Source organism: Pseudomonas furukawaii (genome assembly GCF_002355475.1).
Lineage (GTDB): Bacteria > Pseudomonadota > Gammaproteobacteria > Pseudomonadales > Pseudomonadaceae > Metapseudomonas > Metapseudomonas furukawaii.
Map to the genome: position 1 here is coordinate 1,537,871 of NZ_AP014862.1, position 26,900 is coordinate 1,564,770.

At 59.6% G+C, this 26,900-nt stretch carries 22 protein-coding genes; 11 read left to right on the forward strand and 11 right to left on the reverse strand.

Features of this window, described 5'->3' with window-relative positions; genetic code table 11:
- Positions 1–24: 24 nt before the first annotated feature.
- Positions 25–1,008, reverse strand: coding sequence for a methyl-accepting chemotaxis protein (locus KF707C_RS07130; protein ID WP_036993679.1), 984 nt, complete (start codon positions 1,006–1,008; stop codon positions 25–27).
- A gap of 172 nt (positions 1,009–1,180) precedes the next feature.
- Entirely contained in the window at positions 1,181–2,443 is a 1,263-nt protein-coding gene (locus KF707C_RS07135; protein WP_051050769.1) for an NAD(P)/FAD-dependent oxidoreductase, read from the reverse strand.
- 563 nt (positions 2,444–3,006) lie between these two features.
- Here KF707C_RS07135 and KF707C_RS07140 point away from each other — a divergent pair.
- Together KF707C_RS07140 and KF707C_RS07145 are read left to right on the forward strand one after the other, a co-directional pair.
- Positions 3,007–4,512, forward strand: coding sequence for an APC family permease (locus KF707C_RS07140; protein ID WP_003455121.1), 1,506 nt, complete (start codon positions 3,007–3,009; stop codon positions 4,510–4,512).
- A 127-nt stretch (positions 4,513–4,639) separates the two neighbouring features.
- Positions 4,640–5,692, forward strand: coding sequence for an extracellular solute-binding protein (locus KF707C_RS07145; RefSeq protein ID WP_036993674.1), 1,053 nt, complete (start codon positions 4,640–4,642; stop codon positions 5,690–5,692).
- A 56-nt stretch (positions 5,693–5,748) separates the two neighbouring features.
- Here the strand turns inward: KF707C_RS07145 and KF707C_RS07150 are convergent, their stop codons facing one another.
- The 8 genes from KF707C_RS07150 to KF707C_RS07185 all read right to left on the reverse strand — a co-directional run bounded on the left by KF707C_RS07150 (position 5,749) and on the right by KF707C_RS07185 (position 13,835).
- Positions 5,749–6,507 (reverse strand): cache domain-containing protein, encoded by a 759-nt coding sequence (locus tag KF707C_RS07150; protein ID WP_036993672.1) that lies wholly within the window; start codon positions 6,505–6,507, stop codon positions 5,749–5,751.
- A gap of 108 nt (positions 6,508–6,615) precedes the next feature.
- Positions 6,616–7,365 (reverse strand): FadR/GntR family transcriptional regulator, encoded by a 750-nt coding sequence (locus tag KF707C_RS07155; RefSeq protein ID WP_036993670.1) that lies wholly within the window; start codon positions 7,363–7,365, stop codon positions 6,616–6,618.
- A 255-nt stretch (positions 7,366–7,620) separates the two neighbouring features.
- The gene (locus KF707C_RS07160; RefSeq protein WP_003455115.1) at positions 7,621–8,343 is read right to left on the reverse strand and encodes a substrate-binding periplasmic protein; all 723 of its coding nucleotides are present in this window, start codon (positions 8,341–8,343) and stop codon (positions 7,621–7,623) included.
- Positions 8,340–9,716 (reverse strand): glutamine synthetase family protein, encoded by a 1,377-nt coding sequence (locus KF707C_RS07165; RefSeq protein WP_003455113.1) that lies wholly within the window; start codon positions 9,714–9,716, stop codon positions 8,340–8,342. The genes KF707C_RS07160 and KF707C_RS07165 overlap by 4 nt, the downstream gene beginning before the upstream one ends.
- A gap of 307 nt (positions 9,717–10,023) precedes the next feature.
- The gene (locus KF707C_RS07170) at positions 10,024–10,743 is read right to left on the reverse strand and encodes a type 1 glutamine amidotransferase (RefSeq protein ID WP_036993669.1); all 720 of its coding nucleotides are present in this window, start codon (positions 10,741–10,743) and stop codon (positions 10,024–10,026) included.
- A gap of 142 nt (positions 10,744–10,885) precedes the next feature.
- Positions 10,886–11,326: a flavodoxin domain-containing protein gene (locus tag KF707C_RS07175; protein ID WP_003455111.1), complete on the reverse strand. Its 441-nt coding sequence runs from the start codon at positions 11,324–11,326 to the stop codon at positions 10,886–10,888.
- Positions 11,326–12,618 (reverse strand): FAD-dependent oxidoreductase, encoded by a 1,293-nt coding sequence (locus tag KF707C_RS07180; protein ID WP_003455109.1) that lies wholly within the window; start codon positions 12,616–12,618, stop codon positions 11,326–11,328. The genes KF707C_RS07175 and KF707C_RS07180 overlap by 1 nt, the downstream gene beginning before the upstream one ends.
- A gap of 2 nt (positions 12,619–12,620) precedes the next feature.
- A complete protein-coding gene (locus KF707C_RS07185) occupies positions 12,621–13,835 on the reverse strand; it encodes a cytochrome P450 (protein WP_036993668.1) in 1,215 nt (404 codons plus the stop codon).
- 327 nt (positions 13,836–14,162) lie between these two features.
- Here KF707C_RS07185 and KF707C_RS07190 point away from each other — a divergent pair, with 327 nt between their 5' ends.
- From KF707C_RS07190 to KF707C_RS30095, 6 genes are all read left to right on the forward strand, one after another.
- Complete coding sequence (locus KF707C_RS07190; RefSeq protein ID WP_036993667.1) at positions 14,163–14,840, forward strand: type 1 glutamine amidotransferase; 678 nt, start codon at positions 14,163–14,165, stop codon at positions 14,838–14,840.
- 90 nt (positions 14,841–14,930) lie between these two features.
- A complete protein-coding gene (locus KF707C_RS07195) occupies positions 14,931–16,424 on the forward strand; it encodes an aldehyde dehydrogenase (RefSeq protein WP_096368007.1) in 1,494 nt (497 codons plus the stop codon).
- Between the two features lie 10 nt (positions 16,425–16,434).
- Positions 16,435–17,880 (forward strand): NADP-dependent succinate-semialdehyde dehydrogenase, encoded by a 1,446-nt coding sequence (gene gabD, locus KF707C_RS07200; RefSeq protein WP_003455103.1) that lies wholly within the window; start codon positions 16,435–16,437, stop codon positions 17,878–17,880.
- A gap of 126 nt (positions 17,881–18,006) precedes the next feature.
- Positions 18,007–19,287, forward strand: a complete 1,281-nt coding sequence (gene gabT / locus KF707C_RS07205; protein ID WP_003455101.1) for a 4-aminobutyrate--2-oxoglutarate transaminase — start codon at positions 18,007–18,009, stop codon at positions 19,285–19,287.
- 25 nt (positions 19,288–19,312) lie between these two features.
- Positions 19,313–20,734, forward strand: coding sequence for an aspartate aminotransferase family protein (locus KF707C_RS07210; RefSeq protein ID WP_003455099.1), 1,422 nt, complete (start codon positions 19,313–19,315; stop codon positions 20,732–20,734).
- 686 nt (positions 20,735–21,420) lie between these two features.
- Complete coding sequence (locus KF707C_RS30095; RefSeq protein WP_394340060.1) at positions 21,421–21,666, forward strand: OST-HTH/LOTUS domain-containing protein; 246 nt, start codon at positions 21,421–21,423, stop codon at positions 21,664–21,666.
- Positions 21,667–21,925: 259 nt separating this feature from the next.
- Here the strand turns inward: KF707C_RS30095 and KF707C_RS07220 are convergent, their stop codons facing one another.
- The gene (locus KF707C_RS07220; RefSeq protein WP_003455098.1) at positions 21,926–22,747 is read right to left on the reverse strand and encodes an AraC family transcriptional regulator; all 822 of its coding nucleotides are present in this window, start codon (positions 22,745–22,747) and stop codon (positions 21,926–21,928) included.
- Positions 22,748–23,088: 341 nt separating this feature from the next.
- Here KF707C_RS07220 and KF707C_RS07225 point away from each other — a divergent pair, with 341 nt between their 5' ends.
- The 3 genes from KF707C_RS07225 to KF707C_RS07235 all read left to right on the forward strand — a co-directional run bounded on the left by KF707C_RS07225 (position 23,089) and on the right by KF707C_RS07235 (position 26,887).
- Positions 23,089–23,937, forward strand: coding sequence for a LysR family transcriptional regulator (locus KF707C_RS07225; RefSeq protein WP_003455097.1), 849 nt, complete (start codon positions 23,089–23,091; stop codon positions 23,935–23,937).
- A 168-nt stretch (positions 23,938–24,105) separates the two neighbouring features.
- Positions 24,106–25,164: a putative 2-aminoethylphosphonate ABC transporter ATP-binding protein gene (locus KF707C_RS07230; RefSeq protein ID WP_003455096.1), complete on the forward strand. Its 1,059-nt coding sequence runs from the start codon at positions 24,106–24,108 to the stop codon at positions 25,162–25,164.
- 13 nt (positions 25,165–25,177) lie between these two features.
- Complete coding sequence (locus tag KF707C_RS07235) at positions 25,178–26,887, forward strand: putative 2-aminoethylphosphonate ABC transporter permease subunit (protein ID WP_231992303.1); 1,710 nt, start codon at positions 25,178–25,180, stop codon at positions 26,885–26,887.
- Positions 26,888–26,900: the final 13 nt, after the last annotated feature.

Consider the following 26,900-nt stretch of genomic DNA (forward strand, 5'->3'; position numbering starts at 1 on the left):
AGGACAAAGGCCGATTTTCGTTGTCTATACAGGTTGTGACGATAGCATGTCTTGGATCTTCTGGGTGGCTTCCCGAGTTCTTCCTGCGAGTTTCTTTACCTCGTCAGCGACGACGGAGAAACCACGGCCAACATCCCCTGCTCGTGCCGCTTCGATCGCTGCATTCAGTGCAAGCATATTGGTTTGGTCTGCGATGCTTTTAATCACGCCCACTACTTGCGCAATTTGGTCATAGGTCGCTTGAATTCCTGCCAGTTCACGAGCGTGCAGAATCTCAGCTAGCTTCTCGTCGGAGATATCACGTACTGCCCCTATGACACGACAGAGCTTACCATTGCTGTCCTTGACTCCTTGGCCTCGTTCCCGAAACCAGGTCTCTCCCTTGGTTTTGTGCCGCATCCTATACTCAACTGTATAGGGGGAGGAATAGTCACCAGATAGCGCATAATCAGTAACAACCTTCATCATTCGCTTCAGGTCATCTTGGTTGACTACTTCCGTGTAGCTTTCCCAACCGTCCGTATACTCGCGCTCTGAATAGCCGATTAGATCTCTGAACTGCTTAGACCAACGTGGAGTATTTAGGGGATTGTTGATGTCCCCATCAATTACCGAAAGCGACCAGCACCCCTCGGTGAGGGTCTGTTTTGTGATCTCCCAGACTTGCTCATCCTCAAAGTGTCGCTGAGCTTGGTCAATGAGTTCGCATTGATTGGCATTTTGGCGGTCGATCTCGCTTCGGAGTGCTGTTATCTCTGACTGAGCTTCCAGAAGCGTATTTTTCAGATCTTCTACAAGGTTGTGATCAAGGTTGTTTGGAAATCTTTCGATCTGGATATTGCTTTTGGCTGTTATTCTACTCTTAAGGCTTTCCAGGCACTCTTTGAGCTTTAAGTGTTGGCTAATCAATGTTCCATTTACAATGTCTGCTGATTGGTCTAGCAGAATGGACTCTATATAATTGGTTACTTCCTCTGCTAAAAGCTTGGGCTTTCTACTTGTGAACATGAGCCCTCCTTCGTGATTAGTCGATTATTTGTTTTGTTAGTAATTAATGCTGAAGTCGGCGAAAATCTTGATTAGAAATTCAAGTATGGAGGTTTTCGCCGTTTTGGTCGGCGGCGGGTTGATAGGGTTGCTCTCGTCTATCATCACACCTATCTCAAAGCTTCCTATTACATTATGCATGTTCCAACACCTCGTTTTGGTATTCTTGTAGTGAGTTAAGAACAAGCTGGCGAAACGCTTGATGTCTTTGCGGTAAATTAATAAGAAGCACGCCAGTGAGAGTGGTTTTGTTCAAATAACCTATTGCGAGCTTGCTTTGGTCTTTAAGGGGTTGATTCAAGTCTCCTTCCATGATGTACATTTTTTGGCCAAGCCCTGGTGCTCCGATGACTTGAATCTGCAGAGAAAACAGGCTGCTCCAGTGGTGTGGGAGCGGCTGGAAAAGAATGTCTCGAGATGTTTGGGAAAGCAGTTCACCTGTCAGCGACGCGGCAGCATGGCAGGCAGTATCTTCGGGAGCGGCCCAATGTTCGGGGCGATTTGTGACGGCCCGATAGAGGGGATTGACGAAGCGGACGACATCGCCTACTGCGACGACATGTGGGTTTCCGGCTAGCTGAAGTCGTTCATTGCAGAGCACGCCATCATGCAAATCGAGCCCATTTCCCTCGAGCCATTTGACGTTCCCGTGGAAACCGAGCGCCTCGACCACGATATCGGTCGATAGGAAGGTGCCGTTGCTCAGTCTAAGGCCGATCAGCTCACCTGTAGCTGAGGCGGAGAAGCCGTCGACTCGTTGGCCCAGGATGAACTTGACGCCATGCGCTTCCTGATAACGTTGTAGCACTCGCCCTACCGCTGATCCGAGTGGCCGCTCCAATGGGGTCGTGTTGGAATCAATGACAGTTACCGCACACCCCAATTGCGTAGCCGCCGCGGCGATCTCGCAGCCCAGGAATCCGGCTCCAACGACCGTGACTTTGCGACCGGCAGTTAGCGCCGACCGTAATCTGGCAGCATCCTCGAGCGTACGTACAACAAAGCGATTTTTGTCATGCCCTTGGAGCGAAAGCTTCCGGGGGCGTAAGCCAGTGGCGATAACCAAGCCGTCCCATTGAATGCGATTACCGTCTGCCAGAGACACCCATTTGTTCTGGATTGAACACGAAACGGCAGGGTTTCCTAGCTGCCATTCGACCTTCTCAAGAAGCTTGCTCTGTGGAAGCGCCAGCGCTTCGAAGAAATCGCTATCGAGCGATTTAGTAGCCTTGAGTTCAGCACTCAGCATCTGTTTGGAAAGCGGCACCCTGTTGTAAGGCATCCATGGCTCGGCGCCCACGACAGTGATGGCGTCCTTCCAACCATGAGCCCGCAGTTGTTCAACCGCTCTTAAGCCGGAGAGAGAGGCACCAACGACCACTATTTGCTTTGTCATGATGCTCTCCTAGCAGCGAGTTCAAACGACTGTCCCAAAAGGGAGGAGGGGCATCCCAGCTCATCGTAGGTTGGGGCATGGGTACTTCGGTGGGCTTTCATTGAATCTTCATCGCTCACGGTTAGAGGGCGGCGCTTGCTATTGGCTCGTGGGGATCCTTCCTTCGCACGCCTGGCTGCGCTCTCGCTACCTGCACGTTCTTTCGTCCCTGCCTAGGCCCGCCAGCAACCGGGTGGGGATACCTACGGGAGGACGGATAGCCTCAATAAAATATGAAACCATATGAATGGTCAAGAGCGTTGGCGTGGCGTGGAAGCATTTTCTGCGCCGTTTCGGCTGTTATCCTTGCGCTTCTGGATGAGATCTCGCCACTTCAATAGCTTTTTTGAATAAGAAAGCTCTCTAATTAAAAGATATGTCATTTGACCTAATAGGTTTTTAGAGATATTTCTAGGCCGTGCCGCAACCAAAGCCTGCGCACCACCAAAGCCTGCGTACCGATAGAAAAGGCCCTATCTACTGCGTCACTGCCTACAAGCACAAAAAAGACACGAGGTAGCACGATGACCGACCATCACATAAACACCCCCATAGACGCCGACGCTGAGCGATTGGCGTCGCTTGGGTACAAATCCGAGTTTCGACGGGACATGAGCCTCTGGGCGAACTTTGCGCTCGGTTTTACCTACCTGTCCCCAGTAGTGGGTATCTACACCCTCTTTGCCGTGTCGCTGGCTTTGGGGGGGCCGCCGATGATCTGGGCACTGCTCGTTGCTGGTATCGGTCAGATGCTGGTCGCCCTGGTCTTTGGCGAAATCGTTTCCCAGTATCCTTTGGCAGGCGGCGTGTATCCCTGGGCGCGTCGCCTGTGGGGGCGGAAGTGGGCGTGGATGACTGGTTGGGTCTATGTGATGGCCCTGTTCTCTACCATTGCAGGTGTTGCATACGGTGCGGCGCCCTACACGGCGGCCATCGTGGGCTTTGAGCCGACAACCGAAGCTACTGTTCTGTGTGCGTTGGCCGTGCTCGCGCTGGCAACCGTGATTAACCTGATGGGCACGCGCGTTCTGGCGCAGGCAGCCATCATTGGCTTCGCGGCTGAAATCCTCGGAGCTCTGGTGGTGGGTGGTTACCTGCTGATTTTCGAGCGCCATCACGATTTCAGCGTGTTGTTCGACACCTTTGGCGCGGAAGGCACTGGTAGCTATATGAGTGCGTTCCTGGCCGCCAGCCTGATCGGCGTATTCCAGTATTACGGATTCGAGGCATGCGGGGATGTGGCAGAAGAGGTGCCAAATCCCGGTCTGCGCATCCCGAAATCCATGCGACGCACCATATACATCGGTGGCGCTGCGGCGACCTTTGTTTGCCTAGCCCTTACGTTGTCAGTGGTAGATTTCCAGGCCGTGATCGAAGGTAAGGCTGGCGATCCGGTAACTGGTGTTTTGACTTCTGCATTTGGGCCGATCGGCGCTTGGGCCGTGATTGGTGTGGTACTGATTTCGTTCCTGTCTTGCGCCATGAGCCTGCAAGCTGCTGCCAGTCGCCTGGTGTATGCCTATGCCCGCGACAAGATGGTGTTTGGAAGTACACTCCTGGCCAAGTTCTCTCATGAACGCCACGTCCCGCCGTATGCGCTGCTGTTGTCCGCGATCATTCCAGGCATCATCGTCGTCGGCTCCATGGTCTCCACTGACGCTCTACTGAAGATCATTTCTTTCTCGTCGGTTGGTATCTATATCGCCTTCCAGATGGTAATTCTTGCTGCCCTTCGAGCGCGCCTCAAAGGCTGGAAGCCGTCAGGTGAGTACCAACTGGGCCGTTATGGCATGTTGGTCAACGTCGGCGCCCTGGCCTACGGCGTCGCAGCAATCGTGAATATCTGCTGGCCTCGCACACCAGATGCGGCCTGGTACGACAACTGGATCGTTCTGCTCTCTGCAGGGGCAGTAATCGCCATCGGTTTCATCTACATGGGGCTGTCTCGCCCTCACAATCGAAGCGACGCACCGCATGGGGATGCCATTCCTGGTAACGGCTTTCAACGATCGACAGTGAACGCTGCTTAGTGCAAGGCTGATCATTCGCCACAAACCAATACGCCCTTGTTTTCAAGGGCGTATTGCATTTGGCGATCAAGAGTTAAATGTCCGGACTTTCATACAGATCCAGCTCTTAGCTCGGCGGAGTTCAAGAATGCATGTCACGGTATTGTTGGTGCTTTTGATGGCATTGGTGTCGACTCAGGTACCCGCTCAAGAGGTCGTGCGGGTACACAACTGGGCGGACTATATCGATCCCGGGGTCATTCGCGATTTTGAGCGCGATACCGGTATCAAGGTTGAGTACACAAATTATGCTACGGCGGCCGAATTGGAAGCCGACCTCGAAGGCGGCGATTACTTCGATGTCATCGTGCCGTCGGATTTTCAGCTCGATCGGCTGATAAGAGAGAAGCGACTTGTCGAGATCGATTTTTCCAGGTTGCCGAATCGCTCTGAGGTAAGTAAGGAGCTTCTCGCTAACCTCTCTGCCAAGCGCGGCGCAGATCGGTATGTCAGCCCGTACATGTGGGGGGCTGTGGGCCTGGTTGTGAATGAGTCTGCGGCCTCCCGGGTAATGCAGGCACCAATAGCGAACAGTTGGAGCGTTTTGTTTGATCCTTCCAGCACCAACAAGCTTCACTCATGTGGAGTGACGCTGCTCAATGCTCAGGAGGAAACTCTTTCTTTGTACCTGAACTACAAGGGCAAGAGCCTGAAAAGCAGCAGTCCTCGCGGCATCGCGAAAGCCGCTCGCGAGCTCCAGGGCCTGGGAGCATTACTCAGTCCTAGCGCATTCTCGACGTACATCTCGCAGCTTGCCAGTGGAAAAGTCTGTGCTGGAATGGCATGGAATGGACACGTGTCTGCAGCGAATGGGAAAGGTGAGCTTCGCTTCACAATACCTACAGAAGGGGGGCTCATGTTCATCGATAGCCTAGCAATCCCCGCGAACGCACAAAACATCACCTCAGCCTATCGGTTTATCAACTACATGCTGGAGCCGAGAATCGCCGTGAGGAACGCCAGGGCCACGCACTTTACTCCCAGCCTTGATTTGGATCGTGAGAGCTACAGACGACTGATACCGGATACGTTTTTACCGAGCCGAGAGGAGCGGAGGAGGCTGTATTTTCTAGAGCAGCTGTCAGGCGACCAGAAGCGGGCAATCCGTACCGCATGGAAGCAGTGGCAGGCCGGGAAGTAAGGTGTGTATGAGGGCGAGACTGCCAAGCTGGAGTCTCGCCCACTGGTGTCGGTAGGTTAGGCCGCACCAGTCATGTTGCGTCGATTTGGGCGCTGGATCAGCGACCAATGGGCCGCAGCTTCACCAAGCTCAATGATTTTGCAGTCTACCTCGGTGCGATTAAACGCATGATGCGCCATCTCGCCAACCGTCCAATTGGCTGTGTTCGCGGCAACCACTCGGCCTTCCTCTGTAACGATTAGGGCTTCGTGCTCCATCTTCATCAGGCTGGAAAGCAGTACGCGCTCGAAGCGATGAAGCGCAATGTCTGCACCTGCTATGCCCACAAAGCGGTCATCTACATAGATGGGCATCGAGAACGTCAGGATGTACATATCGGCGCCATAGAGGTCGACATAAGGCCCGACTACGATATTTCGGCCGGTCTCTTTGGGGCGCGAGAACCAGGGCATGCTCTGATAGTTGTAGTAACTCTCGCTGCGGCGGTTGAAGTTGAGTGTCATAGGGATGACTTTGCCGGAGGCGCCCATGCGCCACCATTCCAGATACATCTCCTGATCCGCCAGCTCGCCAGGCTCAATCACTACACCCGTGCCGTGGACTGAAGTCCGTTCTGCCAGGAGGTGCGCGTCGATCTGGGGTTTGAGGGTTGCCAGGTCTTTCGACGTTGGTTTTTTCCCCTCCGCACTCAGACGCTGCCAGGTGTCGACGACTTCGTCTGCCAGTACGGTCAGTTGGCTGAAAACGTTACCGATCGACGCATTGATGCGCGATGCGCACTCATCTAGCTCGTCTCGGAGAATCTCTACAGGCATGGCTTACCGCCTCACTGCGTGTGGTCGGGACTGAAAACGTAGGGGTACGTTTAGCACACAGACCCTTATCATTATTGTTCAAGAATTGGGCAGCAAGTGATGTGCCAGTCACTCCTCTTCTTGAGCTAAAAGATTCAGTCTTAGATCTATTAGCCTTTTGATGCCGCGAGTGACATGCGCTTCTGCCAGAGCGCCGGCCAGGTTCGTGTCGCCAGCAACGATCGCGTCCGCAATTGCTCGATGCTCTTGTTGCACCGCTTCGGGACTTTGTGCCCCCTCGATAGGGATCCAGAGCAGTTCTCCAATTTCAGCCTGCAGGCTCATTTCTGCATGGGTGAGCCTTACAGACTGTGCGGCCACGGCAATCTCGATATGGAAGCGAGCATCCGCACGGCGCCTTTCCAGTCGAGTCGAAGCTTCACCTAACGCGCTGATGTAGTGCTCCAGACGTGTGTGGTGCTCCGGTGCAGAGCGCTTGGCGGCCAGTCGTGCTGCGGTGCCGGAAATTGCAATATGTTCATCGCAAAGGTCGCGCAGTTCCAGGGCACTCATTTCGGTGAGGCGGGAGAAGAGTAGTTCCTCCGAGATTTCCACAGGCGGGCATACAAAGCTGCCGCCGTTGCGACCCCGACGGGTTTCAATCACTCCGCGCTCGCGAAGGTAAGCCAGGGCCTCCCGAAGGGTCACTGTTGCAACGCCGAACTGCATTGCTAGCTCACTTTCGCTGGGCAGTTGTTCGCCTTCGGCAAAGAGGCCGAGGTCAATGACTTCAATCAGGCGGCGCACTACTTCTTCGGTTCGCCCTTCCTGGCGCAGCCGCATAAAGGAGGCTGTACGTGCACTCGTAGTTTCGTTCATACCTATATCTGTTGGCCCGAAGCGCTCTCACCTACTGCCAGGTGACAATCCTCTTCTGCCAATCCTCCGTCTGTTTGCGCCCAACGCGCGTGGCAATTTACCAGAGTTACTGCCTCTCACGCCCTTATAACCTCTTTCCAGATGTTTTGATTGTTCTAGTCAGCAAAAAAAGGCCGCCCCGTGAGGTAGCGGCCTTAAGAAGCTCGCCGGGTGACGGCGAGCTTCGACCAGCTGAGCGCAGGGTGAGGGCTGCGGTCAGTTGTCCCCGAACGGATAGGCCAAGGACGGCATCCATTTGCGCCAGATCTGTTCCAGTTGCCCGTTGGTTTTCACGGCCGCAAGAGCTTCATTGACCTGGGCAAGGAGCTGCCCATTCCCTTTCTTAACCGCGATACCCCATTTGTTCTGCGTTGGTACGCTGAATGCGATCGCCAGGTCTGCTTCTTTCGCGAGTGGTACCAGGGCCACGTCATCGTCGACAAAGGCGTCGATTGTGCCGTCTCGGAGGGCCTGAACCATGTCGCCCAGAACGTCGTCGCTGTCGCCGCCAAAGGGAACGCAGATGCAGTCGGCGAAGGTTTCGGCCAGCGCCATGTTCAAGCTATTGGCAATCGCTCCAACCCTTTTGCCCGCCAGGTCGGCCGGACTCCGAACAGTGCTTCCGCGCAACACCATCACGGCCTCGTCGAAGATCGCGTAGGGTTCGGTGAAGTCGGCCAGGGTTTTCCGATACTCGGAGATACCTTGGCCACACAGGATCACTTCGCCTTGGTCAGCTTGCAGCGCCGGATAGAAGTCAGCCCAGTTGTGGTAGGCGAAACTGAAAGGGAGTCCCAGAGTGTTCGCCAGCAGACGACCGAGATCCGATTCATAGCCATGCCGATAGCCCTTATCGTCCTTCCAGAACAGGGGCGGGGCCGGCAGGTCGGCGCAGATGATCCGGAACTCTTGCAGGGTGTCTTTGTTGACCAGGTTCATGGCAGGTAGTCCAGATACATTTTGCGTTCCCAGTCGGTGACAACGCCGCAGGAGCGGGCCCACTCGTCTGCCTTCAGATCGCGATACAGCTTGCTCATCTCAGTGGGAAGGGCGGAGCGGATTACTTCGTCCTGATCGAACGCCTGGACTGCTTCGCCCAGCGTCAGCGGCAGGCGTCCGGAGGCGCTGCCGCCTTCCACATAGCTGTCCTTGCTCTCGGACTGGCCCGGGTCGATCTTGTTGCGCAGGCCGTCGAGCATGGCCGTCAGCAGCAGGGTGTGGGACAGGTACGGGTTCACGCTGGCATCGGGGAGCTTGTATTCCAGGCGGCCATTGGCGGAGAGGCGAACGGTACAGGTCTTGTTGTCCATACCCCAGTTGATGCGGGTCGGAGCAAACTGCCCGGTGTCCCAGAAGCGCTTATAGGAGTTCACGGTCGAGGCCATGATCATCATGGAGCCCGGAGCGTGGGACAGCATGCCGCCGAGGGCGTGCAGGCCGATTTCGGTCAGGTGTAGTTCGCGGCGGCCTGGTTCGGCCAGGGCGTTGTGATCGCCTTTCCACAGGCTGACGTTGTGGTGGCAGCCATTACCCATGCTGCCGGTGCTCGGCTTCGGCATGAAGCTGGCGGTTACGCCGAACTCACGTGCTACCTGACGGCAGATCAGGCGGTAGGTCATCAGACGGTCTGCGGTCAGCTCGCAGGAGTCGAACATCCAGTTCAGCTCGAGCTGGCCCGGATCCTCGTAGTCGCCTTCGATCATGTCGAGGCCCATGGCGGTCGAGTACTCCATGACGCGCTTGTAGATCGGGCGCATCAGCTCGAGGTTGCCCAGGTGGTAGGCAGGACTCGCGCCCGGGCGCACCTGCACTTCCAGCTTCTCGCCGAACCAGGTCATTTCGGGCTCGCAACCCGATTTCAGGCGCATGCCAGTTTCTTTGATGAAGGCTTCGTGAGTACGGATCAGGTGGCCGCGCGCGTCGGTCGCCAGGGGGGCTCCGCCGTTCTCGATGCGGTGATCCGGCTCGTACAGGCGGCAGAAGAAGGAACCGATGGAACGATCCCAGGGCAGTACCTGGAAGCTGTCGATGTCCGGCAGGGCGGTGAATTCAGCAGCTTGAGCGCCGCCGCCGAGCAGCTCGCCAGAGCGGGAGGTTTGCAGGTCGGAGATTGCGGTGCGGTGGAACTGCACGCCTTTCTCGAGGTTGCGGAGGAGATGCTTGGCCGGGACAACCTTGGCGATGACGCGACCGGAAAGGGTGACCACTTGGTAGTAGAGATACTCCACGCCGGCATCGCGAATGCGAGCCGCAAGCTCCTGCGCTGAGCTGGAGCTGGTGTTGTGTTCTCGGTGAAGGTCTAGCGCTGTCATTCGAGTTCTCCTCTGGCGCAGCGTTCGCAAGGCTCTGCAGCTGCTTGATTCTTGTTACCCCCTGCTCTAACGGCTTTCGGTGAGTGCCTGGCAGGGACGATTTAAATTTAAAATATGGTTTTATATCTTTCAACTGATTTTTTTCCCACGACCGATGAATGGGGCATCTTTTCTTGGGGTGGTCGAGAGAGGGGAGCGGACACGCGTGGTCGCGGCTGCAGTGCGCGAGGGATTCAAGTTGACGGCGGCGAAGCGGGGGGATGCGCCCTCCTAGGAAGAGGGCACGGAACGGCAATGGCAGGCGGAATCAGCGCTGGGCATGCTTCCGGAAGAAAGATGCAGCCCAGTTGGCTATCTGACTGCTGTCCACTTCAAGGCATTCGATGCTATCCAAAGCACCTTCGGAGACCGCATCCGGCAGCAGTGAGCCACGGAACTTGGTCGCCAAAGCCCGGATGTAGTCAGCGGTGAACTCGGGGTGGTACTGCACCGAGAGAGCGGGGAAATCATATGCCAGCACACCATTTCGGCAATGAGAGGAGCCCCCTATGCATACTGAGTCCGGCGGCAGCGTGGTGACCTGGTCTTGGTGGAAGATGTAGGACGCCGCCGCCTTCGGGCCAGCGTCGTTCACATACTCGTAGAGCTGTGCTCCAACGCCCCATCCTTGCTTGGCCTTTGTGGTTTGGCCACCGTACGCGTCGGCCATTATCTGGTGGCCGAAACAGATACCGAAGACGGGAATTTGCAGCGCCTTAAGCTCCTGCAGGAACTCCATGAGGCTCAGCATCCAGGGAGCTCGCTCGTACGCACTGTATTTTGAGCCCGAAAGGATGTAACCGTCATACGTGTGGGGCGAGGGGAGGGCTTCACCCTGTACCGGAGAAACGTAGGTGAACGTCGCCTCAGGCAGGAATGGCGCAATCCAGCGTTCGATCATTGCAGGGTACGAGCCGAAATCATCTGCTAGGTCGGCGGGGGTCTGTCCATTCTCGAGAATGCAGATATTGAGTGCTTTAGATGTCATGGTTCACCTTCTGCCAGCTTGCAAGCAACAACCGTGCTTGATGCTGGCGTGGCTGCGCACAGGTCGATAACCGGCCTCTGCATCACAAACTAAGACGCCGCCCAACGCGTTCACGAGGGGGCGGCGCGTAGGCTCACGATTTTCAGAGGGCCGACAGGATTTCCTTGGCCCACTGCATGGCGATATCACCGGGCAGCTCACCGCTGGATGCATCGTGCAGGCCGCGTTCACCTACTTGCAGTCCGCCCAATGCAATCAACTGCTCAGCGATGATCTCGCTGCCACGGTTGTAGGTGGCATAGAAGCTGTCACCCAGCCCGAAGACTGCGAAGCGCAGACCCTTGAGATCAGGCTTTTCGCTGTTGAGGGCAGCAAAGAATGGCTGAGCGGAGTTTGGAAGCTCGCCGTCACCGTAGGTAGAGCAGACGATGATGTAGAAAGTTTCCGCAGTCAGTTCACTTGCCTGGAATTTGGACATGTCTGCTGCCGAGATATCTACCTCGTGGGCCAGTGCATCTACGATGTCGTCTGCGACCATTTCCGCGTTGCCGGTCTCGGTGCCGAAGAGGACTTGAATTTTCATTATTGGACTCCCGGGGTGTTCTCTTGAGCGATGCTCAACATGTCGAATTTGTTTCTTACTTTCCGCCGAACTCGTCCGCCGGGAGCGCTTTGCAGCTCTTCGGCGTCGATGCGTTTCCAGTCCTCGTAGCTGACCAGATGGGTCTTCACGTTATCGGGGATTGCGATGAAGCCCGGTTTGCCGATAGGGAGGGTACCTTCGGCTACGGCATGAACGATTGCGTCAGCGACTCGCTTGGAATCGGCTCGGTTCTCCGGGATCGTTCCGCGCGGGCCTCTCCTAAACCAGCCGGCACAGTAGAGGCCGCGATCCAGAAGCCCAGCATCGATGTCCGCCGTAGCTCCGGAAAGTGCGTCTCGACTGAGATCGGTCTCGGGGCGCTCCTGGAAGCCGATGGCCGTAATCACGCTGTCGGCTTTCAGCCGGAGACGCTTATCAGCACCGTCGACAGAAATGAAGGTGATTGCCTGGACGTTATCCTCCCCATGAATTTCCTCCGGGATCCAGCCGAAGTGGAAGGTTACGGTTTTATGCTGTGGCCCCGGCTTGCTCTCGGTGTCCCGCAGCGACAGGATCGCTTCGATCTTCGCGTGTTCTTGCGGGCTCGCTGCTGCAGTTAGTGCTGAGCCCGACCCGATTTCGAATCGAACGTTGTTCAGCTTCGCCAGCTCTTTGATCATTACAGTGTCGAACTTGGCGAGGGCTGCCGGCGAGCGGCCGACGATGTCGATGGACTCCACCGGATCGGTTAGCAGGTGCGCCAGGGACTCTTCCGAGATGTCCGAGCCCTCGAATTCGTCATGAGACTTGGCGAATAGTCGCAACAGGTCGATGGCAACATTGCCATTTCCCACGATCACGGTTCGCTTGCCGAGGAGGGGGGCGAAACCAATTTCGTCGGGATGGTCATTGAGCAAGCGCGTCATACGGCCCGCGCCGTATACCTGCTCCAGGCTATCGCCGGGGATGCCCAACTTCCGATCGCCATAGAGCCCGGTCGCCAGCACCACGATGTCGTAGGCTTGACGAAGGTCGTCCAACGACAAGTCTTTGCCGATTTCCAGATTGCCTATGAAGCGAATGTTTTCTCGCTCGAACAGGCGCTCGAATTGCCGGGTGACCGCCTTGGTGCCGGGGTGATCAGGAGCGACTCCGTACCGTACGAGTCCATATGGAACGGGTAGTCGATCGAGCATCACGATTTCGGATTCCGGCCACTCTTTGCGGAGGGCCTGTGCTACGTAGCAACCCGAGGGCCCCGTGCCGACTATCGCCACAGTTGGATTGGCCATTGTCAGATGCCTCGATCGAACTTGAGCGGCATTGTGATTGCGCCGGTGTTGCCGCTATCCGGCAGCCACTTCACTTCGCCGTTGTAAGCGGGGTTATGCAGTCGCTGCGCAAGCAAGCTCAGCGCTTCGGTCATGTCGCCACGTGCAATGAAGTGGCCGATGCAATGGTGGGCCCCTGCACCGAAGCCGAAGTGAGGTTGGCGTTTGGCGGTGATATCGAAGCCTGGATTCTCGAACGCGTTCGGGTCAGTGCCGGCGGCTTGGCTGAACAGGTGGACGGTGGTGCCTTTCTTGATGTCCAGACCTTGGTAGTTGAAGTCTTCCAGGGCTTCGCGGGTGACCCAGGTAACGGTGGGGCGCACACGCATGACCTCTTCGACTGCCGCACGCGCGAGGTCGGGTTGCTCGCCAAGTAGCTTCCACTGTTCGGGATGCTGGACGAATGTGTCCATGGCTAGAGCGATCTGATTTCGGGTGGTGTCGATGCCGCCGAAGATGGCGAGAATGATCATGTCGTACAGCTCTTGGTCGCTCAGAGCTGCTTTGTCTTCCTCGTTGGCCTTTACCAACATGCTGAGGAAGTCGTCACCCAGGCCGTTTTGCTTCAGGGTCTCCACGGCCATTTTTGCGTAGCCGTACATCTTGTCGGTAGCAGCGTTGATCTTGGCTTCGTCCTGCTTGAACGTCACGCCCAGAGCAAGGCCCATATCGACGGCCAGCTCGGCCAAGCCGCGCCACTCACTGCGCGGCAGGCCGAGTAGCGAGCAGATGACCTGGGTGGCATAGGGCTCGGAGAACTGGGACACGAACTCGCATTGACCAGCATCGATGAAGCTGTCGATGAGCTCATTGGCCATGTCCTGGAATTCGGGGGTCATCTTCCGCACCAGCTTGGGGGAGAAGGCGGGATTCGCCAGACGACGGAGGCGGGAGTGATCAGCGCCTTCGCGGCTCAGCAGCATGCGCACCCACCAGTCCGCGAAACTACCGGTCGCCTTGTTATGGGCTGGCCAGGCATAGCTGCCCTGGCGGAGGCGCTGATCGCGGATCAGGGCGTTCACCTCGTCATAACGCAGTACTGCTATTCCATACGGAGTGCGAGCAAACCAACTCTTTGCCCGCGCTTCCGCGACCGCTTGGGAGCGCATGGAGAAAGACGGGTCAGCCACATCAAGGTAAGGCGCAGCCTCGAGCGTAGTTGGGGCACTGGATGACATTTGGACACCTCCGATTCTTGTTAAAGGCTTCTGGGGGGCTTTCTTACAGGCCATCCCCAGGCTCAGCGCTACGCCATTTATTCCTTCCCCGCTCACCTCTGTCTGCTAATCACGGGGAGGTTGGACGACTTCAATTTAAAATATGGTTTTATATCTTTCAACAGGATTTTTGCATCCGCTTGTCTGGAATGGTGAGGTGAGTCGTGGGGTTGTGGCGTTCAGAAGGCCCATTGAGTAGGGGTTTTGCGGATCCGTCGCAGAGGGATTGGCATGAAATAAACTTTAAGATATGGTTTCATAAGATTTAGTCCTTTCAGGAACCGCCTCATGAAGCCAGCCCGCGCCGTAGCCATCATTCATTCCGATTCCGACGTGGCTGGAAGCCTCCCAGACCTGTTCGCCGACCTCGGTATCCAGCTGGAAATTAACCCGGTGTCGGCAGGCTTGCCGGCTCCCGAGGCACTGGAATTGGCCGTGGTGATGGGAAGTCCGGAGTCGGCATACGACCACCGGCTGCCTTGGCTAGCCAGTGAGTTGGAATGGCTCCAGGCCGTTCAGGCGCGAGGCGTACCAACTCTAGGTATCTGTTTCGGCAGTCAGCTGCTGGCGCGTGCGCTGGGCGGCCAGGTCTATCGCAACGCCGCGCCAGAAATTGGCTGGACGCCGTTGGATACCCCCGATGGTTGGGCGCACAAGGGCCCGTGGTTGAACTTCCACTTTGACGCCTTCACCCCCCCGCCTGGTGCCACGCTCCTTGGCAAAACCGACTTGGCACCGCAGGCGTACCGAGTAGGTCGCGCCATGGGTGTTCAGTTCCATCCCGAGATCGATGCCCAGATGTTCGATACCTGGACTGCCTACTGGCGCGAAACGGAGGAGGGGAAACGATTCCTCGCGTCGGCCGGGGATCTGCCGGAGCGCATGCGTGCGGAAATTGAGGCCAGAGAGCCCGAAAACCGAGTGAACTGCAGAGAGTTGCTTCGCGACTTTCTTAGCCACATCTGAGGCTTACCTCAGTTAATTCTGGATCAGCCTCGTGTCAGTGCTTTTCCAGAGACAGCCAAGCGTTGCAGCACTACTACAAGAGGAAAAGACATGAGCAACCTGACCCGCTCCGAATGGGAGTCCAGAGCCAAAGCTTTGAAGATCGAAGGTCGAGCCTTCGTCAACGGCGAGTACACCGACGCATTTGATGGTGAGACTTTCGATTGCGTAAGCCCGGTGGATGGTCGTGTGCTCGTGGAGGTTGCCAGTTGCGACCAAGCAGATGCTGAGCAGGCTGTGGCGAATGCTCGCATCGTATTCGAGTCCGGCGTCTGGTCGCGCCTGGCGCCGGTCAAGCGCAAGGAAGTGATGATCCGCTTCGCCGACCTGATCGATGCCCATGCCGAAGAGCTGGCCCTGCTGGAAACCCTGGACATGGGCAAGCCGATCGGCGATTCGCTGAGCGTCGACGTCCCTTCCGCATCCCGCGCCATCCGTTGGAGCGGCGAGGCCATCGACAAGATCTACGACGAAGTCGCTGCCACCCCGCACAACGAGCTGGGTCTGGTGACCCGCGAGCCGGTGGGCGTGGTCGCTGCCATCGTGCCCTGGAACTTCCCCCTGCTGATGACCTGCTGGAAACTCGGCCCGGCGCTGTCCACCGGCAACTCGGTAGTCCTCAAGCCCTCCGAGAAGTCGCCGCTGACCGCCATCCGCCTGGCCCAGCTGGCCATCGAAGCCGGCATTCCGGCTGGTGTGCTCAACGTGCTGCCGGGCTTTGGCCACACAGTGGGCAAGGCCCTGGCCCTGCACATGGACGTGGACACCCTGGTGTTCACCGGCTCCACCAAGATCGCCAAGCAACTGATGATCTACGCCGGCGAATCAAACATGAAGCGTGTCTGGCTGGAAGCCGGCGGCAAGAGCCCGAATATCGTCTTTGCCGACGCGCCCGACCTCAAGGCCGCCGCCGAAGCCGCCGCTGGCGCCATCGCCTTCAACCAGGGCGAAGTCTGCACCGCCGGCTCGCGCCTGCTGGTCGAGCGCTCCATCAAGGACAAGTTCGTGCCCATGGTGGTCGAGGCCATCAAGTCCTGGAAACCGGGTCATCCGCTTGATCCGGCCACTAATGTTGGTGCTGTGGTCGATGTCCAGCAGCTCAACACCGTCTTGTCCTACATCCAGGCTGGCCATGACGACGGCGCCAAGCTGGTGGCCGGCGGCAAGCGCGTACTGGAAGAGACCGGCGGCACCTATGTCGAACCGACCGTCTTCGATGGCGTGGACAACGCCATGCGCATCGCCAAGGAAGAGATCTTCGGCCCGGTGCTGTCGGTCATTGCCTTCGACAGCGAAGAAGAAGCCGTCGCCATCGCCAACGACACCGTGTACGGCCTGGCCGCAGCGGTGTGGACGAGCAACCTGTCCCGTGCCCATCTGGTCGGCAAGGCCCTACGCGCCGGCAGTGTGTGGATCAACCAGTACGACGGCGGCGACATGACCGCGCCCTTCGGTGGTTTCAAGCAGTCCGGCAACGGTCGCGACAAGTCGCTGCACGCGTTCGACAAGTACACCGAGCTGAAAGCTACCTGGATCAAGCTGTAAGGAGCGAACCATGCCTTTGAACAACACTGTCTTGTTTCGCCAGCAGGCCTTCATTGATGGCGCTTGGGTAGATGCGGACAACGGCCAGAGCATCAAGGTCAACAACCCAGCAACCGGGGAGATCATCGGCACTGTCCCGAAGATGGGCGCAGCTGAAACGAGGCGGGCTATCGAGGCAGCTGATCGTGCTCTGCCCGCATGGCGTGAGCTGACGGCGAAGGAACGCGCTGGAAAGTTGCGCCGCTGGTTCGAACTGATGATGGCGAACCAGGAAGAACTGGCCCGCTTGATGACGATGGAGCAGGGCAAGCCCCTCGCTGAATCGCGCGGCGAGATTGCTTACGCCGCATCGTTCCTCGAATGGTTCGCGGAGGAAGGTAAACGCATCTACGGCGACACCATCCCGGGTCACCAGCCTGACAAGCGACTGCTGGTTCTCAAGCAGCCTATTGGGGTAACCGCTGCCATCACACCGTGGAACTTCCCTGCCGCGATGATCACGCGCAAGGCGGGGCCGGCCTTAGCTGCCGGCTGCACCATGGTGATCAAGCCCGCTTCGCAGACTCCTTTTTCGGCGTTGGCTATGGCTGCATTGGCCGAGCAGGCCGGCATTCCGCGTGGTGTGCTGAGCGTCGTCACCGGTAGCGCCGGCGAAGTCGGTAGTGAGCTGACCAGTAACCCGATTGTGCGGAAGCTATCGTTCACCGGTTCCACCGAGATCGGTCGCCAACTCATGGCCGAGTGTGCGAAGGACATCAAGAAGGTGTCGCTGGAGCTCGGCGGCAACGCTCCCTTCATTGTCTTCGACGACGCCGACCTGGATGCGGCCGTGGAGGGGGCGTTGGCCTCCAAATACCGGAATGCTGGTCAGACGTGCGTCTGTGCGAACCGCCTGTATGTCCAGGACAGCGTATACGACGCGTTCACCGACAAGCTCAAAGCGGCGGTGGCGAAACTTAAGATCGGCAATGGCCTCATGGACGGCGTGACCACGGGCCCACTCATCGATGAGAAGGCGATCGCGAAGGTGGAAGAGCACATCTCGGATGCGGTTGCGTTGGGTGCGCAAGTGGTCGCGGGCGGCAATAGCCTGGGTGGAAGCTTCTTCGAGCCAACCATCCTGGTGAATGTTCCGAAGAATGCCAAGGTCGCCAAGGAGGAAACTTTCGGGCCTCTCGCACCGCTCTTCCGCTTCACCGACGAGAGCGATGTGATCGCTCAAGCCAACGACACCGAGTTTGGCTTGGCCGCTTACTTCTACGCGCGTGACCTGAGCCGGGTATTCCGGGTTGGCGAAGCTTTGGAGTACGGCATTGTTGGAATCAATACCGGGATCATCTCGACAGAGGTAGCGCCCTTTGGCGGCATCAAAGCGTCCGGTATCGGGCGCGAAGGATCCAAGTACGGCATCGAGGACTATCTCGAGATCAAGTACCTCTGTCTAGGCGGCATCTAACCAAACCTCGAGCCTCGGTTCGAGGTGGTCGAGAGAGTGGAGTGTCGGCAGCGCTCTCTCGACCTTAATTTTGGATCGAGGCTCATCCTGAATGAATTCGGCCTAACCAGGCCCTGAGAGGAAGACATGAGCAACACCAACGAGTCCCTGATGCAGCGTCGCAATGAGGCAGTCGCCCGAGGCGTAAGCCAGATCCACCCCATCTTTGCCGAGCGCGCTGAGAACGCCAAAGTGTGGGACGTCGAAGGGCAGGAGTACCTCGATTTCGCAGGTGGCATTGCGGTGCTGAATACCGGCCATCTTCATCCGAAAGTGGTAGCGGCCGTGCAGGCTCAACTGAGCAAACTGACTCACACCTGCTTCCAGGTTTTGGCCTACGAGCCATACGTTGAGATCTGCGAGAAGCTCAACAAGCTGGTGCCGGGCGACTTTCCGAAGAAAACCTTGCTTGTGACGACCGGCGCTGAAGCGGTCGAGAACGCCATTAAAATCGCACGTGCCGCCACTGGCCGCACCGGTGTCATCGCGTTTACCGGTGCCTATCACGGACGGACGCTGATGACCCTCTCGCTGACCGGGAAAGTCGTGCCGTACTCCGCCGGCATGGGGCTCATGCCTGGTCAGGTCTATCGCGCCATGTATCCCTGTGCTTTGCACGGTATTAGCGTTGAGGATTCGATCGCGAGTATCGAGCGCATCTTCAAGAACGACGCTGCGCCGAGCGACATTGCCGCCATCATTTTGGAACCGGTGCAAGGCGAGGGCGGTTTCTATGTCGCCCCGAAGGAGCTGCTGCTTCGACTGCGCGCGCTGTGTGATCAGCACGGCATTGTGCTCATCGCGGACGAAGTGCAGACCGGAGCAGGCCGCACCGGAACATTCTTCGCAATGGAGCAGATGGGCGTCGCCGCCGACCTGACCACCTTCGCCAAGTCGATTGCAGGGGGCTTCCCGTTGGCGGGCGTGACCGGCAAGGCAAGTGTCATGGACAGCGTGGCGCCGGGCGGCTTGGGTGGGACTTATGCGGGAAGCCCTTTGGCCTGTGCAGCAGCACTTGCTGTGCTGGACGTGTTCGAGGAAGAGAATCTCCTGGATCGCGCGAAGTCCGTCGGCGAGATCCTCGTCACCGGCCTGAAGGAGCTACAAGCCCAGTATAAGTCGATCGGCGAAGTACGAAACCTCGGAGCGATGATTGCTGTCGAGCTCTTCGAGGGCGGCGATCTCAACAAGCCGGCAAGCGCACTGACTAGCCAAGTAGTCGTCAAGGCGCGCGAAAAGAAACTGATCCTCTTGTCCTGCGGCACGTACAGCAACGTGCTGCGCATCCTTGTGCCGCTAACTGCCAGCGATGAACAGCTCAACCAGGGTCTGGAGATCATTCGCCAGTGCTTTGCCGAGCTCGCCTGAGTCCCGCCCTACGGAGTACAGAATCATGAACCAGTCGAAACTTTCGCTCGCCGAGAAGGACGTTCAGCATCAGCTCCACCCGTACACCGATGCCCGTGTCCACCAGGAAGTGGGGCCGCTGATCATCGAGCGTGGCGAGGGCGTATACGTCTTTGACGACCAGGGTAAGCGCTATGTCGAGGCGATGTCGGGTCTTTGGAGCGTTGCGCTGGGCTTCAGCAACGAGCGCCTGATCAAGGCCGCTGAACAGCAATTGCGCAAGCTGCCGTTCTATCACCTCTTTAGCCATAAGGCGCATAGCCCCAGCATTGAGCTCGCGGAGAAGCTGATCGAAATCGCGCCTGTGCCAATGAGCAAGGTCTTCTTCACCAACTCCGGGTCGGAAGCCAACGATACCGTCGTCAAGATGATCTGGTATCGCAACAACGCGATCGGCAAACCGACCAAGAAGAAGTTCATCAGTCGTCTGAATGCATACCACGGCATCACCACTGTTAGCGCCAGCCTCACCGGGTTGCCGGCGAACCAACGTGGTTTTGATGTTCCGTTGTCGGGTTTCTATCACGTTGGGTGCCCGCACCACTATCGCTACGCCAAGCCGGGGGAAACTGAAGAGCAGTTTGCCGATCGCCTCGCGGCAGAACTGGAAAGTGTCATCCTCCGAGAAGGCCCGGAAACCATTGCGGCGTTCTACGGTGAACCCCTGATGGGTGCGGGCGGTGTGATCGTGCCTCCGCGTACCTATTGGGAAAAGATCCAGGCGGTATGCAGCAAGTACGACATCCTAGTGGTCGCCGACGAGGTCATCTGTGGCTTCGGTCGTACAGGCAAGATGTTCGGCAGTGAGACCTTTGGCATCAAGCCGGACGTCATGGTTGTCTCCAAACAGTTGTCGTCCTCCTATCAACCCATCGCGGCCATCCTGATCAACGACAAAGTCTTCGAAGGTATCGCCGATCAAAGCCATACCATGGGTACTCTCGGGCACGGGTTTACTGGTAGCGGTCACCCGGTTGCTACCGCCGTAGCCTTGGAGAACATCAGGATCATCCAAGAAGAGCACTTGGTCGAGCATGCTGCCGAGATGGGGGAGTTGCTTCAGGCTGGCCTGGCTCACTTCTCGGAGCACCCATTGGTAGGGGAAGTGCGTGGCTGTGGTCTGATCGCCGCAGTGGAGCTGGTCGCGGATCGCAAGACCAAGGCCCCCATGGATGTGGTTGGCAAGTTGGGCCGTTACCTGGCTGGCCGCGCGCAGGAGCACGGCATGATCACTCGGGCGATGGGGGATTCAATCGCGTTCTGTCCGCCATTGATATCCACGAAAGCGGAGATTCAACTGGTATTGGATACCTTCAGCCGTGCGCTTGACGACACCGACCGCTGGTTCGGTCTGGGCTACAACCAAAGCCTTTGGCACCAGTGGGAAGGCTACACCCACAAGTCCTGATATCGTCTGGCCCGAGTAATCGAGCCCGTGTGACTGTCACTCAGTCATCCACGCTTATCCCCGCATATGCGGGGCTTTTTTGGGTGCGCCCGGCAGGGCGCACCCACTCAGGGGTGAAAGTCCCCGACACACCCGGCAAGGGGAAGTGTTAGCCGGAGGCAAGGGTGGCGCGGGCGACTGCGCATCTGAAGGAAGCCCGAGGCAAAGCGCTGGCCTGACGAACAGGAAGCGGATACGAGGCGGCATGGCGGGGTAAGCAGTCCAAAATCTGTGAAGCCCGATACTTGCACGGAACGCCATGACGTATATCCGACAGGCATAAGCGTGAAAGTGGGTGCGCCATACCCGGGGAGATCTGCATCGCTGCCAGCAATGGCTACCGGAACCGAGAGGTGCCGGGATGGCGCTGCAGAAGTCAGCAGAGGCCATAGTAGGTGCCGGCACGGGCTGAAGGGCCGAACGATTAATGCCGAGAGTAGGACGATTGACCTCGACGAACCACAACGACGCAGGAGTCCCTTATCAGGGAGCCAGGCATAAGCATGGCCGTGAGCTACGCCGGTTGGCCAAATCCATGGACGATATCCGCAAGGAATTGGCTGCCTTCATGGCATCGGCGGCAGGGGAAAACCTCTTCGTCTATGGGATCACGTCGGGGGGAAGGGGAGATGCATTGGCCATCCATAATGATCGTCCACTGGCTCAGAAATGCCGAGAGTGAATGCGCTCGAGAGGGATGGACATGCCTGCCAGATGCCATTCGCTACATCCAGGCGCGAAACCCAGCTCCAGGCCCCAAGAAATATGGCTGTTCCAGCTGGCGACAAATCCTCCATGAAGCGAGAGTGTTCGAAATGGAGAAGCGTACGGACAGTTCCTCTGGGGCGACTGTCGCCTGGTACCGGAGCAGGCTCTCCGCGCTCTCAAATTGAAGGGCCAAATAGCGCTGCATAGGTGATGGAGCCGTGTAGGGCAGTCAGGGACGAAATGGAGAGAAAGGCCACCAAGATGGTCGCCAACAGGAGTCTGGACTCCCGTTGGCATCAGTTTGTTGAGCTTGAGAGTTTGTTCGACTACTCAGTGACCTACCGTAAGATGCCGCTCCAGGTGGCCTGGTAGTTACCCCAGATAAAGGTTCGAACCCACTCTGGGACGCCATTCTCACGCCGCTCCGGCTACCTTTCCCATCGCTCAACCCTGTGCCAGCAGCCATTCCCGTGGGCTCGACCCGGTCTTGCGGCGGAATGCCCGTGCCAGCGCCGAAGGGCTTTCATAGCCCACGGCGTCCGCCACGTGGGGGATGGGTCTGCCGTCGCGGAGCAGCTTCTGCGCCAGGCCCACCCGCCACTGCACCAGGTAGTCGGCCGGGGTCTGCCCGGTCACTTCACGGAAGTGCGCGGCGAAGGCGGCGCGGGACATGCTGGCGGCGCTGGCCAGTTCGGCCACCGTCCAGGGGTGTTTCGGGTCCTCGTGCATCAGGTTAAGGGCCCTGGACAGGCGTGGATCGGCCAGGCCCGCCAGCATGCCCGTGGCAAGGCCGCGATGGGCCAGCAGATGGCGTAGCAACTGGATCACCAGCAATTCGAACAGGCGGTCCATCACCGCACGGCGGCCGCATTCCTCGCCAAAGGCCTCGGCGAACAACCAGTCCAGGTTGCCCGCCAGCAGCGGCACGTCCTTGAGCGGCAGCACCAGGTAGTCGGGCAGTGCGCCGGCCAGCGGATTGCCCGAGGCGCCGCCGAACGCCAGGGTGGCGCACACCAGCCGGGTACCGTCGCCCTCGGCGGACTCCAGGCGGTGCGGGTAGGGGCGGGGGAAGAACGCCAGGCTCGGCTCCTCCAGCGACCAGTGGCTGCCGTCGCCCATGCGCAGGCCCACTCGTCCTCCCTGCAGCAGGTGCACATGGCCGCTGTGGCCTTCCTGGCCAAAGGCCTCCAGGCCGCAGAAGGCACCGCTGAAGAAGGTACCGGCCTGGACGCCGAAGTGCCCCAGCAGGACGGAAAGTCGATCCATGGTCGGACTCCTCTGAAAAAAGAAAGTCTGGACGATTAGTCGCAAGTTGGCGAACTTCTGCGTCCATGAGGTCGGCGTCGTGCCCTGGCATGGACCCCTATCCAGGAGGGGATACCCATCCACAGGAGAGCCCACCATGCCCCGCATCGCCCTTGCCACCGTCGAAGAGGCCGCCGTCGTGACCCGCCGAAGCGCTATCAGGCGCCTTGCCCAGTGGGTAACGCGGAATCTGCCGGGTCGGTGACCGTCCGGAATTGCTTTGGTCGAAGGAGCAGGCACAATGCCGCGTATTTTCCGAGAGCCCACGACCATGGCCAGCATCCCCACTTCTCGAGCGTCCCATGCTCAGCGCTGAACTCAAGGCCTTCTACCGGGTGGCCCGCCTGGGCAGCATCACCCAGGCGGCCAAGAAGCTCGGCCTGAGCCAGCCGACGGTCACCACCCAGATCCGCAACCTGGAAGCTCAGTACGGCGTGGAGCTGTTCCACCGTGGCGGCCGCCGCCTGGTGGTGAGCGAGGAGGGCGCCCGGTTGCTGCCCATGGTCAAGGCGCTGCTGCAGCAGGAAGCCGACATCGAGTTCTACCTGCGCAACTGCGGCCAGGTGCAGGGTGCGCTGCGCATCGGCGCGACCGCGCCCTATTACATCCTCGACCTGGTGCGGGCCTTCCGTGAGCGTTTTCCACAGACCGACGTGTCATTGGAGATCGGCAATTCCCAGCAGGTGATCGAGGCCCTGGAGGAATACCGGGTGGATCTTGCGGCCTCGTCCCAGAAACTGGAGGACGCGCGACTGACCCGGGTACTCCTGGGCAGCGATCCGCTGGTGCTGGCGGTGCATCGCCAGCATCCCCTGGCGCGACATCCGTCGGTGGCGCTGGAGGACCTGCGGGGTCACTGCCTGCTCATGCGCGAATCCGGCTCCACCACCCGGCAACTGACCGAGGCGATGCTCAGGGACGCCGGTATCACCCCGGGGCCGCTGCTGGAGATCGGCAGCCGCGAGTCGATCCGCGAGGCGGTGATCCGCAACCTCGGGATCAGCATCATCGCCCGCCACGAAGTGCCGGATAACCCGGAGCTGCGGGTGGTCGAGCTCAAGGGCGCGCCGCACATCGACGAATACCTCTACTGCCTCAAGGAGCGTCGCCAGGCGCGCCTGCCGGCGGCCTTCCTGGCCCTGGCGCGGTAGTAGCGGCACCCGACGCCCGGCGCGACCCTCAGGTCCGCATCGCAAATCCGCCAATGCCACTATTGGCGTGTTTTCGGCAATCGCCATCTGGCCTTCGCAATCCATCCCTAGCATCCACCTCGTCGAGCCGTGCATCGCCGCACGCCCCCTGTTCAACGAGGTAACGCCATGACCCCTGCCGACCACGCCGCCTCCCTGCGGGTGCGGGATATCCACAAGCGCTTCGGCCATTTCACCGCCCTGGACGGGGTGAGCCTGGACATCGCCGCGGGCGAGCTGGTGTGCCTGCTGGGGCCGTCCGGCTGTGGCAAGACCACGCTGCTGCGCTGCATCGCCGGACTGGAGCGCCAGGATGGCGGCAGCCTGTACATCGGCAGCCGGGATATTTCCCATCTGCCGCCCCAGGCCCGTGACTACGGCATCCTGTTCCAGTCCTACGCGCTGTTCCCCAACCTCAACGTCGAGCAGAACATCGCCTACGGACTGGCCGGCGCCAGCCGCGAGCAGGCCCGCGTCCGGGTGGCGGAGATGCTGGAACTGGTGGGCCTCGCCGGCAGCGAGCGGAAGTACCCCGGCCAGTTGTCCGGTGGCCAGCAGCAACGGGTGGCCCTGGCCCGCGCCCTGGCACCCAGTCCTTCGTTGCTGCTGCTGGACGAGCCCATGTCGGCGCTGGACGCCCGCGTCCGCGAGCACCTGTGCACCGAGTTGCGGCACCTGCAGAGGCGCCTGGGGATCACCACCCTGATGGTCACCCACAACCAGGACGAGGCCATGCTCATGGCCGACCGCATCGCGGTGATCAACCAGGGGCGGGTGGAGCAGTACGGCACGCCCACCGAGATCTACCGCCAACCGGCGACGCCCTTCGTCGCCGAGTTCGTCGGCCAGGGCAACTGGCTGCCCTTCGCCTCGCGCCAGAACGGCCACGTCCGCGTTGGAGGCCTCGAGCTGCGCCTGCCGGAAATCGCCGGCAGCGCCGCCAGCGGCCGGCTGTTCTGCCGCCCGGAGGCCATCGCCATCGATCCGGCCGAGCAGCAGGACAACCGCTTCCGCGCCCAGGTGCGGGAAATCACCTTCCTCGGCAATCGCTGCCGCATGAGCTTCGAGCTGGAGCAGCTGCCCGGCCATCCGCTGTTGGCGGAACTGGACCCGGAACGCCTGCCGCGCCTGGGCTCCCCGGACATCTGGGTGGCCTTGCCGCCCCACAGCCTGCAGGTGTTCGCCTGAGATGGACCGCGTGATGCAACTGGAAAATACCGGCGTCCGCTCGGGACAGCGTTCCGACCTGGGCGACCGCCTCTTCGTGCAGGGTGGCAAGTACCTGCTCCTGCTGCTGCTGTGCCTCGCCGTGCTGCTGCCCCTGGGCGCCATCTTCTGGCGGGGCTTCAGTGGCGAGGCGGGGCAGGGCGGCGGCCTGTCGGCCGCACGCGAGCTGCTGGCCAGCGCCAACTTCCACTGGCTGCTGGGCAACAGCCTCAAGGTGTCCCTGAGCGTGGCCGCCATCGTCGTGCCCAGCGCCTACCTGTTCGCCTACGCCCTGCAACGCACGCTCATCCCGGCCAAGGGGCTCTGGCGCGGGATATCGCTGCTGCCGCTGCTGGCCCCCTCGATGCTGCCGGGCATCGCCCTCATCTACCTGTTCGGCAACCAGGGCCTGTTGCGCGACTGGCTGCCGGACACAATCTACGGCTTCTGGGGCATCGTCCTCGGCCAGGCCATCTACACCTTTCCCCACGCGCTGATGGTGCTGCTCTCGGCCCTCGGCATGGCCGATGCGCGCCTGTTCGACGCCGCCGCCAGCATGGGCGCCGGCCCCTGGCGGGCGTTCCGCAGCATCACCTGGCCGGCCACGCGGCAGGCGGTGTTCGCCGCCTTCTGCCTGGTGTTCACCCTGTGCATCACCGACTTCGGCGTGCCCGTGGTGGTGGGCGGCGATTACCAGGTGCTGGCGCTGGAGGCCTACAAGGCCGTGGTGGGCCAGCAGCAGTTCGGCCGGGGGGCCTTGATCGGCATGGTGCTGCTGCTGCCGGCGCTGCTCAGCTTCGGCGTCGATGCCTGGCTGCGCCGCCGCCAGGGCGAGGCCATGAGCGGTCGCGCCCAGGTCTTCCACCCGCAACCATCGAGGGGGCGCGATGCCTGCTTCCTCGCCCTGGTGCTGCTGGTCTGCTCGGTGATCCTGCTGGTGCTGGGCATGGCGGTGTATTCGTCCCTGGTGAAATTCTGGCCCTACGACCTGTCGCTGTCGCTGCGTCACTACGCCTTCGAGGACACCGCCGGCGGGGGCTGGCTGGCCTACCGCAACAGCCTGACGCTGGCCACCTGCACGGCCCTGATCGGTGGCGCGCTGATCTTCACCGGCGCCTACCTGATGGAGAAGACCGGAGGCCGCACCTGGCTGAACCAGAGCCTGCGCCTGCTGAGCTTCGTGCCCATGGCGGTGCCGGGGCTGGTGCTGGGCCTGGGCTACGTCTTCTTCTTCAACCTGCCGGGCAATCCGCTGCATGTGCTCTACGGCAGCATGACCCTGCTGGTGATCTGCACCATCGCCCACTTCCTGACCACCGCGCAGATGACCGCGACCACCGCCCTGCGCCAGCTGGACGGCGAGTTCGAGGCCGCCGCGCTGTCCCTCAAGGCGCCGCTCTGGCGGCACTACCTGAAGGTGACGGTGCCCATCTGCCTGCCGGCGCTGCTGGATATCGTCCGCTACCTGTTCGTCTCGGCCATGACCACGGTGTCCGCCGCCATTTTCCTCTACAGCCCCGACAGCATCCTCGCCGCCGTGGCCGTGCTGAACATGGATGACGCCGGCAACGTCGGCGGCGCGGCCGCCATGTCCACCCTGATCCTGCTCACGTCGGCCGCCGTGTCCCTGCTGCTGGCCTGGGCCTCGCGCGGTGCGCTGCGCCGCTCCCAGGCCTGGCGCCAGGGTGCGCCGGACGCCGCCTGAACACTCACTCACG

Coding starts and splice junctions, on each gene's coding strand:
- KF707C_RS07130 (WP_036993679.1), bottom strand. CDS start 1,008: ATGTTCACAAGTAGAAAGCCCAAGCTTTTAGCAGAGGAAGTAACCAAT.
- KF707C_RS07160 (WP_003455115.1), bottom strand. CDS start 8,343: ATGAACCTGGTCAACAAAGACACCCTGCAAGAGTTCCGGATCATCTGC.
- KF707C_RS07175 (WP_003455111.1), bottom strand. CDS start 11,326: ATGAAAATTCAAGTCCTCTTCGGCACCGAGACCGGCAACGCGGAAATG.
- KF707C_RS07190 (WP_036993667.1), top strand. CDS start 14,163: ATGAAGCCAGCCCGCGCCGTAGCCATCATTCATTCCGATTCCGACGTG.
- KF707C_RS07150 (WP_036993672.1), bottom strand. CDS start 6,507: ATGCCTGTAGAGATTCTCCGAGACGAGCTAGATGAGTGCGCATCGCGC.
- KF707C_RS07180 (WP_003455109.1), bottom strand. CDS start 12,618: ATGGCCAATCCAACTGTGGCGATAGTCGGCACGGGGCCCTCGGGTTGC.
- KF707C_RS07140 (WP_003455121.1), top strand. CDS start 3,007: ATGACCGACCATCACATAAACACCCCCATAGACGCCGACGCTGAGCGA.
- gabD (WP_003455103.1), top strand. CDS start 16,435: ATGCCTTTGAACAACACTGTCTTGTTTCGCCAGCAGGCCTTCATTGAT.
- KF707C_RS07170 (WP_036993669.1), bottom strand. CDS start 10,743: ATGACATCTAAAGCACTCAATATCTGCATTCTCGAGAATGGACAGACC.
- KF707C_RS07210 (WP_003455099.1), top strand. CDS start 19,313: ATGAACCAGTCGAAACTTTCGCTCGCCGAGAAGGACGTTCAGCATCAG.
- KF707C_RS07145 (WP_036993674.1), top strand. CDS start 4,640: ATGCATGTCACGGTATTGTTGGTGCTTTTGATGGCATTGGTGTCGACT.
- KF707C_RS30095 (WP_394340060.1), top strand. CDS start 21,421: ATGATCGTCCACTGGCTCAGAAATGCCGAGAGTGAATGCGCTCGAGAG.
- KF707C_RS07235 (WP_231992303.1), top strand. CDS start 25,178: ATGCAACTGGAAAATACCGGCGTCCGCTCGGGACAGCGTTCCGACCTG.
- KF707C_RS07155 (WP_036993670.1), bottom strand. CDS start 7,365: ATGAACGAAACTACGAGTGCACGTACAGCCTCCTTTATGCGGCTGCGC.
- KF707C_RS07195 (WP_096368007.1), top strand. CDS start 14,931: ATGAGCAACCTGACCCGCTCCGAATGGGAGTCCAGAGCCAAAGCTTTG.
- KF707C_RS07225 (WP_003455097.1), top strand. CDS start 23,089: ATGCTCAGCGCTGAACTCAAGGCCTTCTACCGGGTGGCCCGCCTGGGC.
- KF707C_RS07185 (WP_036993668.1), bottom strand. CDS start 13,835: ATGTCATCCAGTGCCCCAACTACGCTCGAGGCTGCGCCTTACCTTGAT.
- KF707C_RS07135 (WP_051050769.1), bottom strand. CDS start 2,443: ATGACAAAGCAAATAGTGGTCGTTGGTGCCTCTCTCTCCGGCTTAAGA.
- KF707C_RS07220 (WP_003455098.1), bottom strand. CDS start 22,747: ATGGATCGACTTTCCGTCCTGCTGGGGCACTTCGGCGTCCAGGCCGGT.
- KF707C_RS07165 (WP_003455113.1), bottom strand. CDS start 9,716: ATGACAGCGCTAGACCTTCACCGAGAACACAACACCAGCTCCAGCTCA.
- KF707C_RS07230 (WP_003455096.1), top strand. CDS start 24,106: ATGACCCCTGCCGACCACGCCGCCTCCCTGCGGGTGCGGGATATCCAC.
- gabT (WP_003455101.1), top strand. CDS start 18,007: ATGAGCAACACCAACGAGTCCCTGATGCAGCGTCGCAATGAGGCAGTC.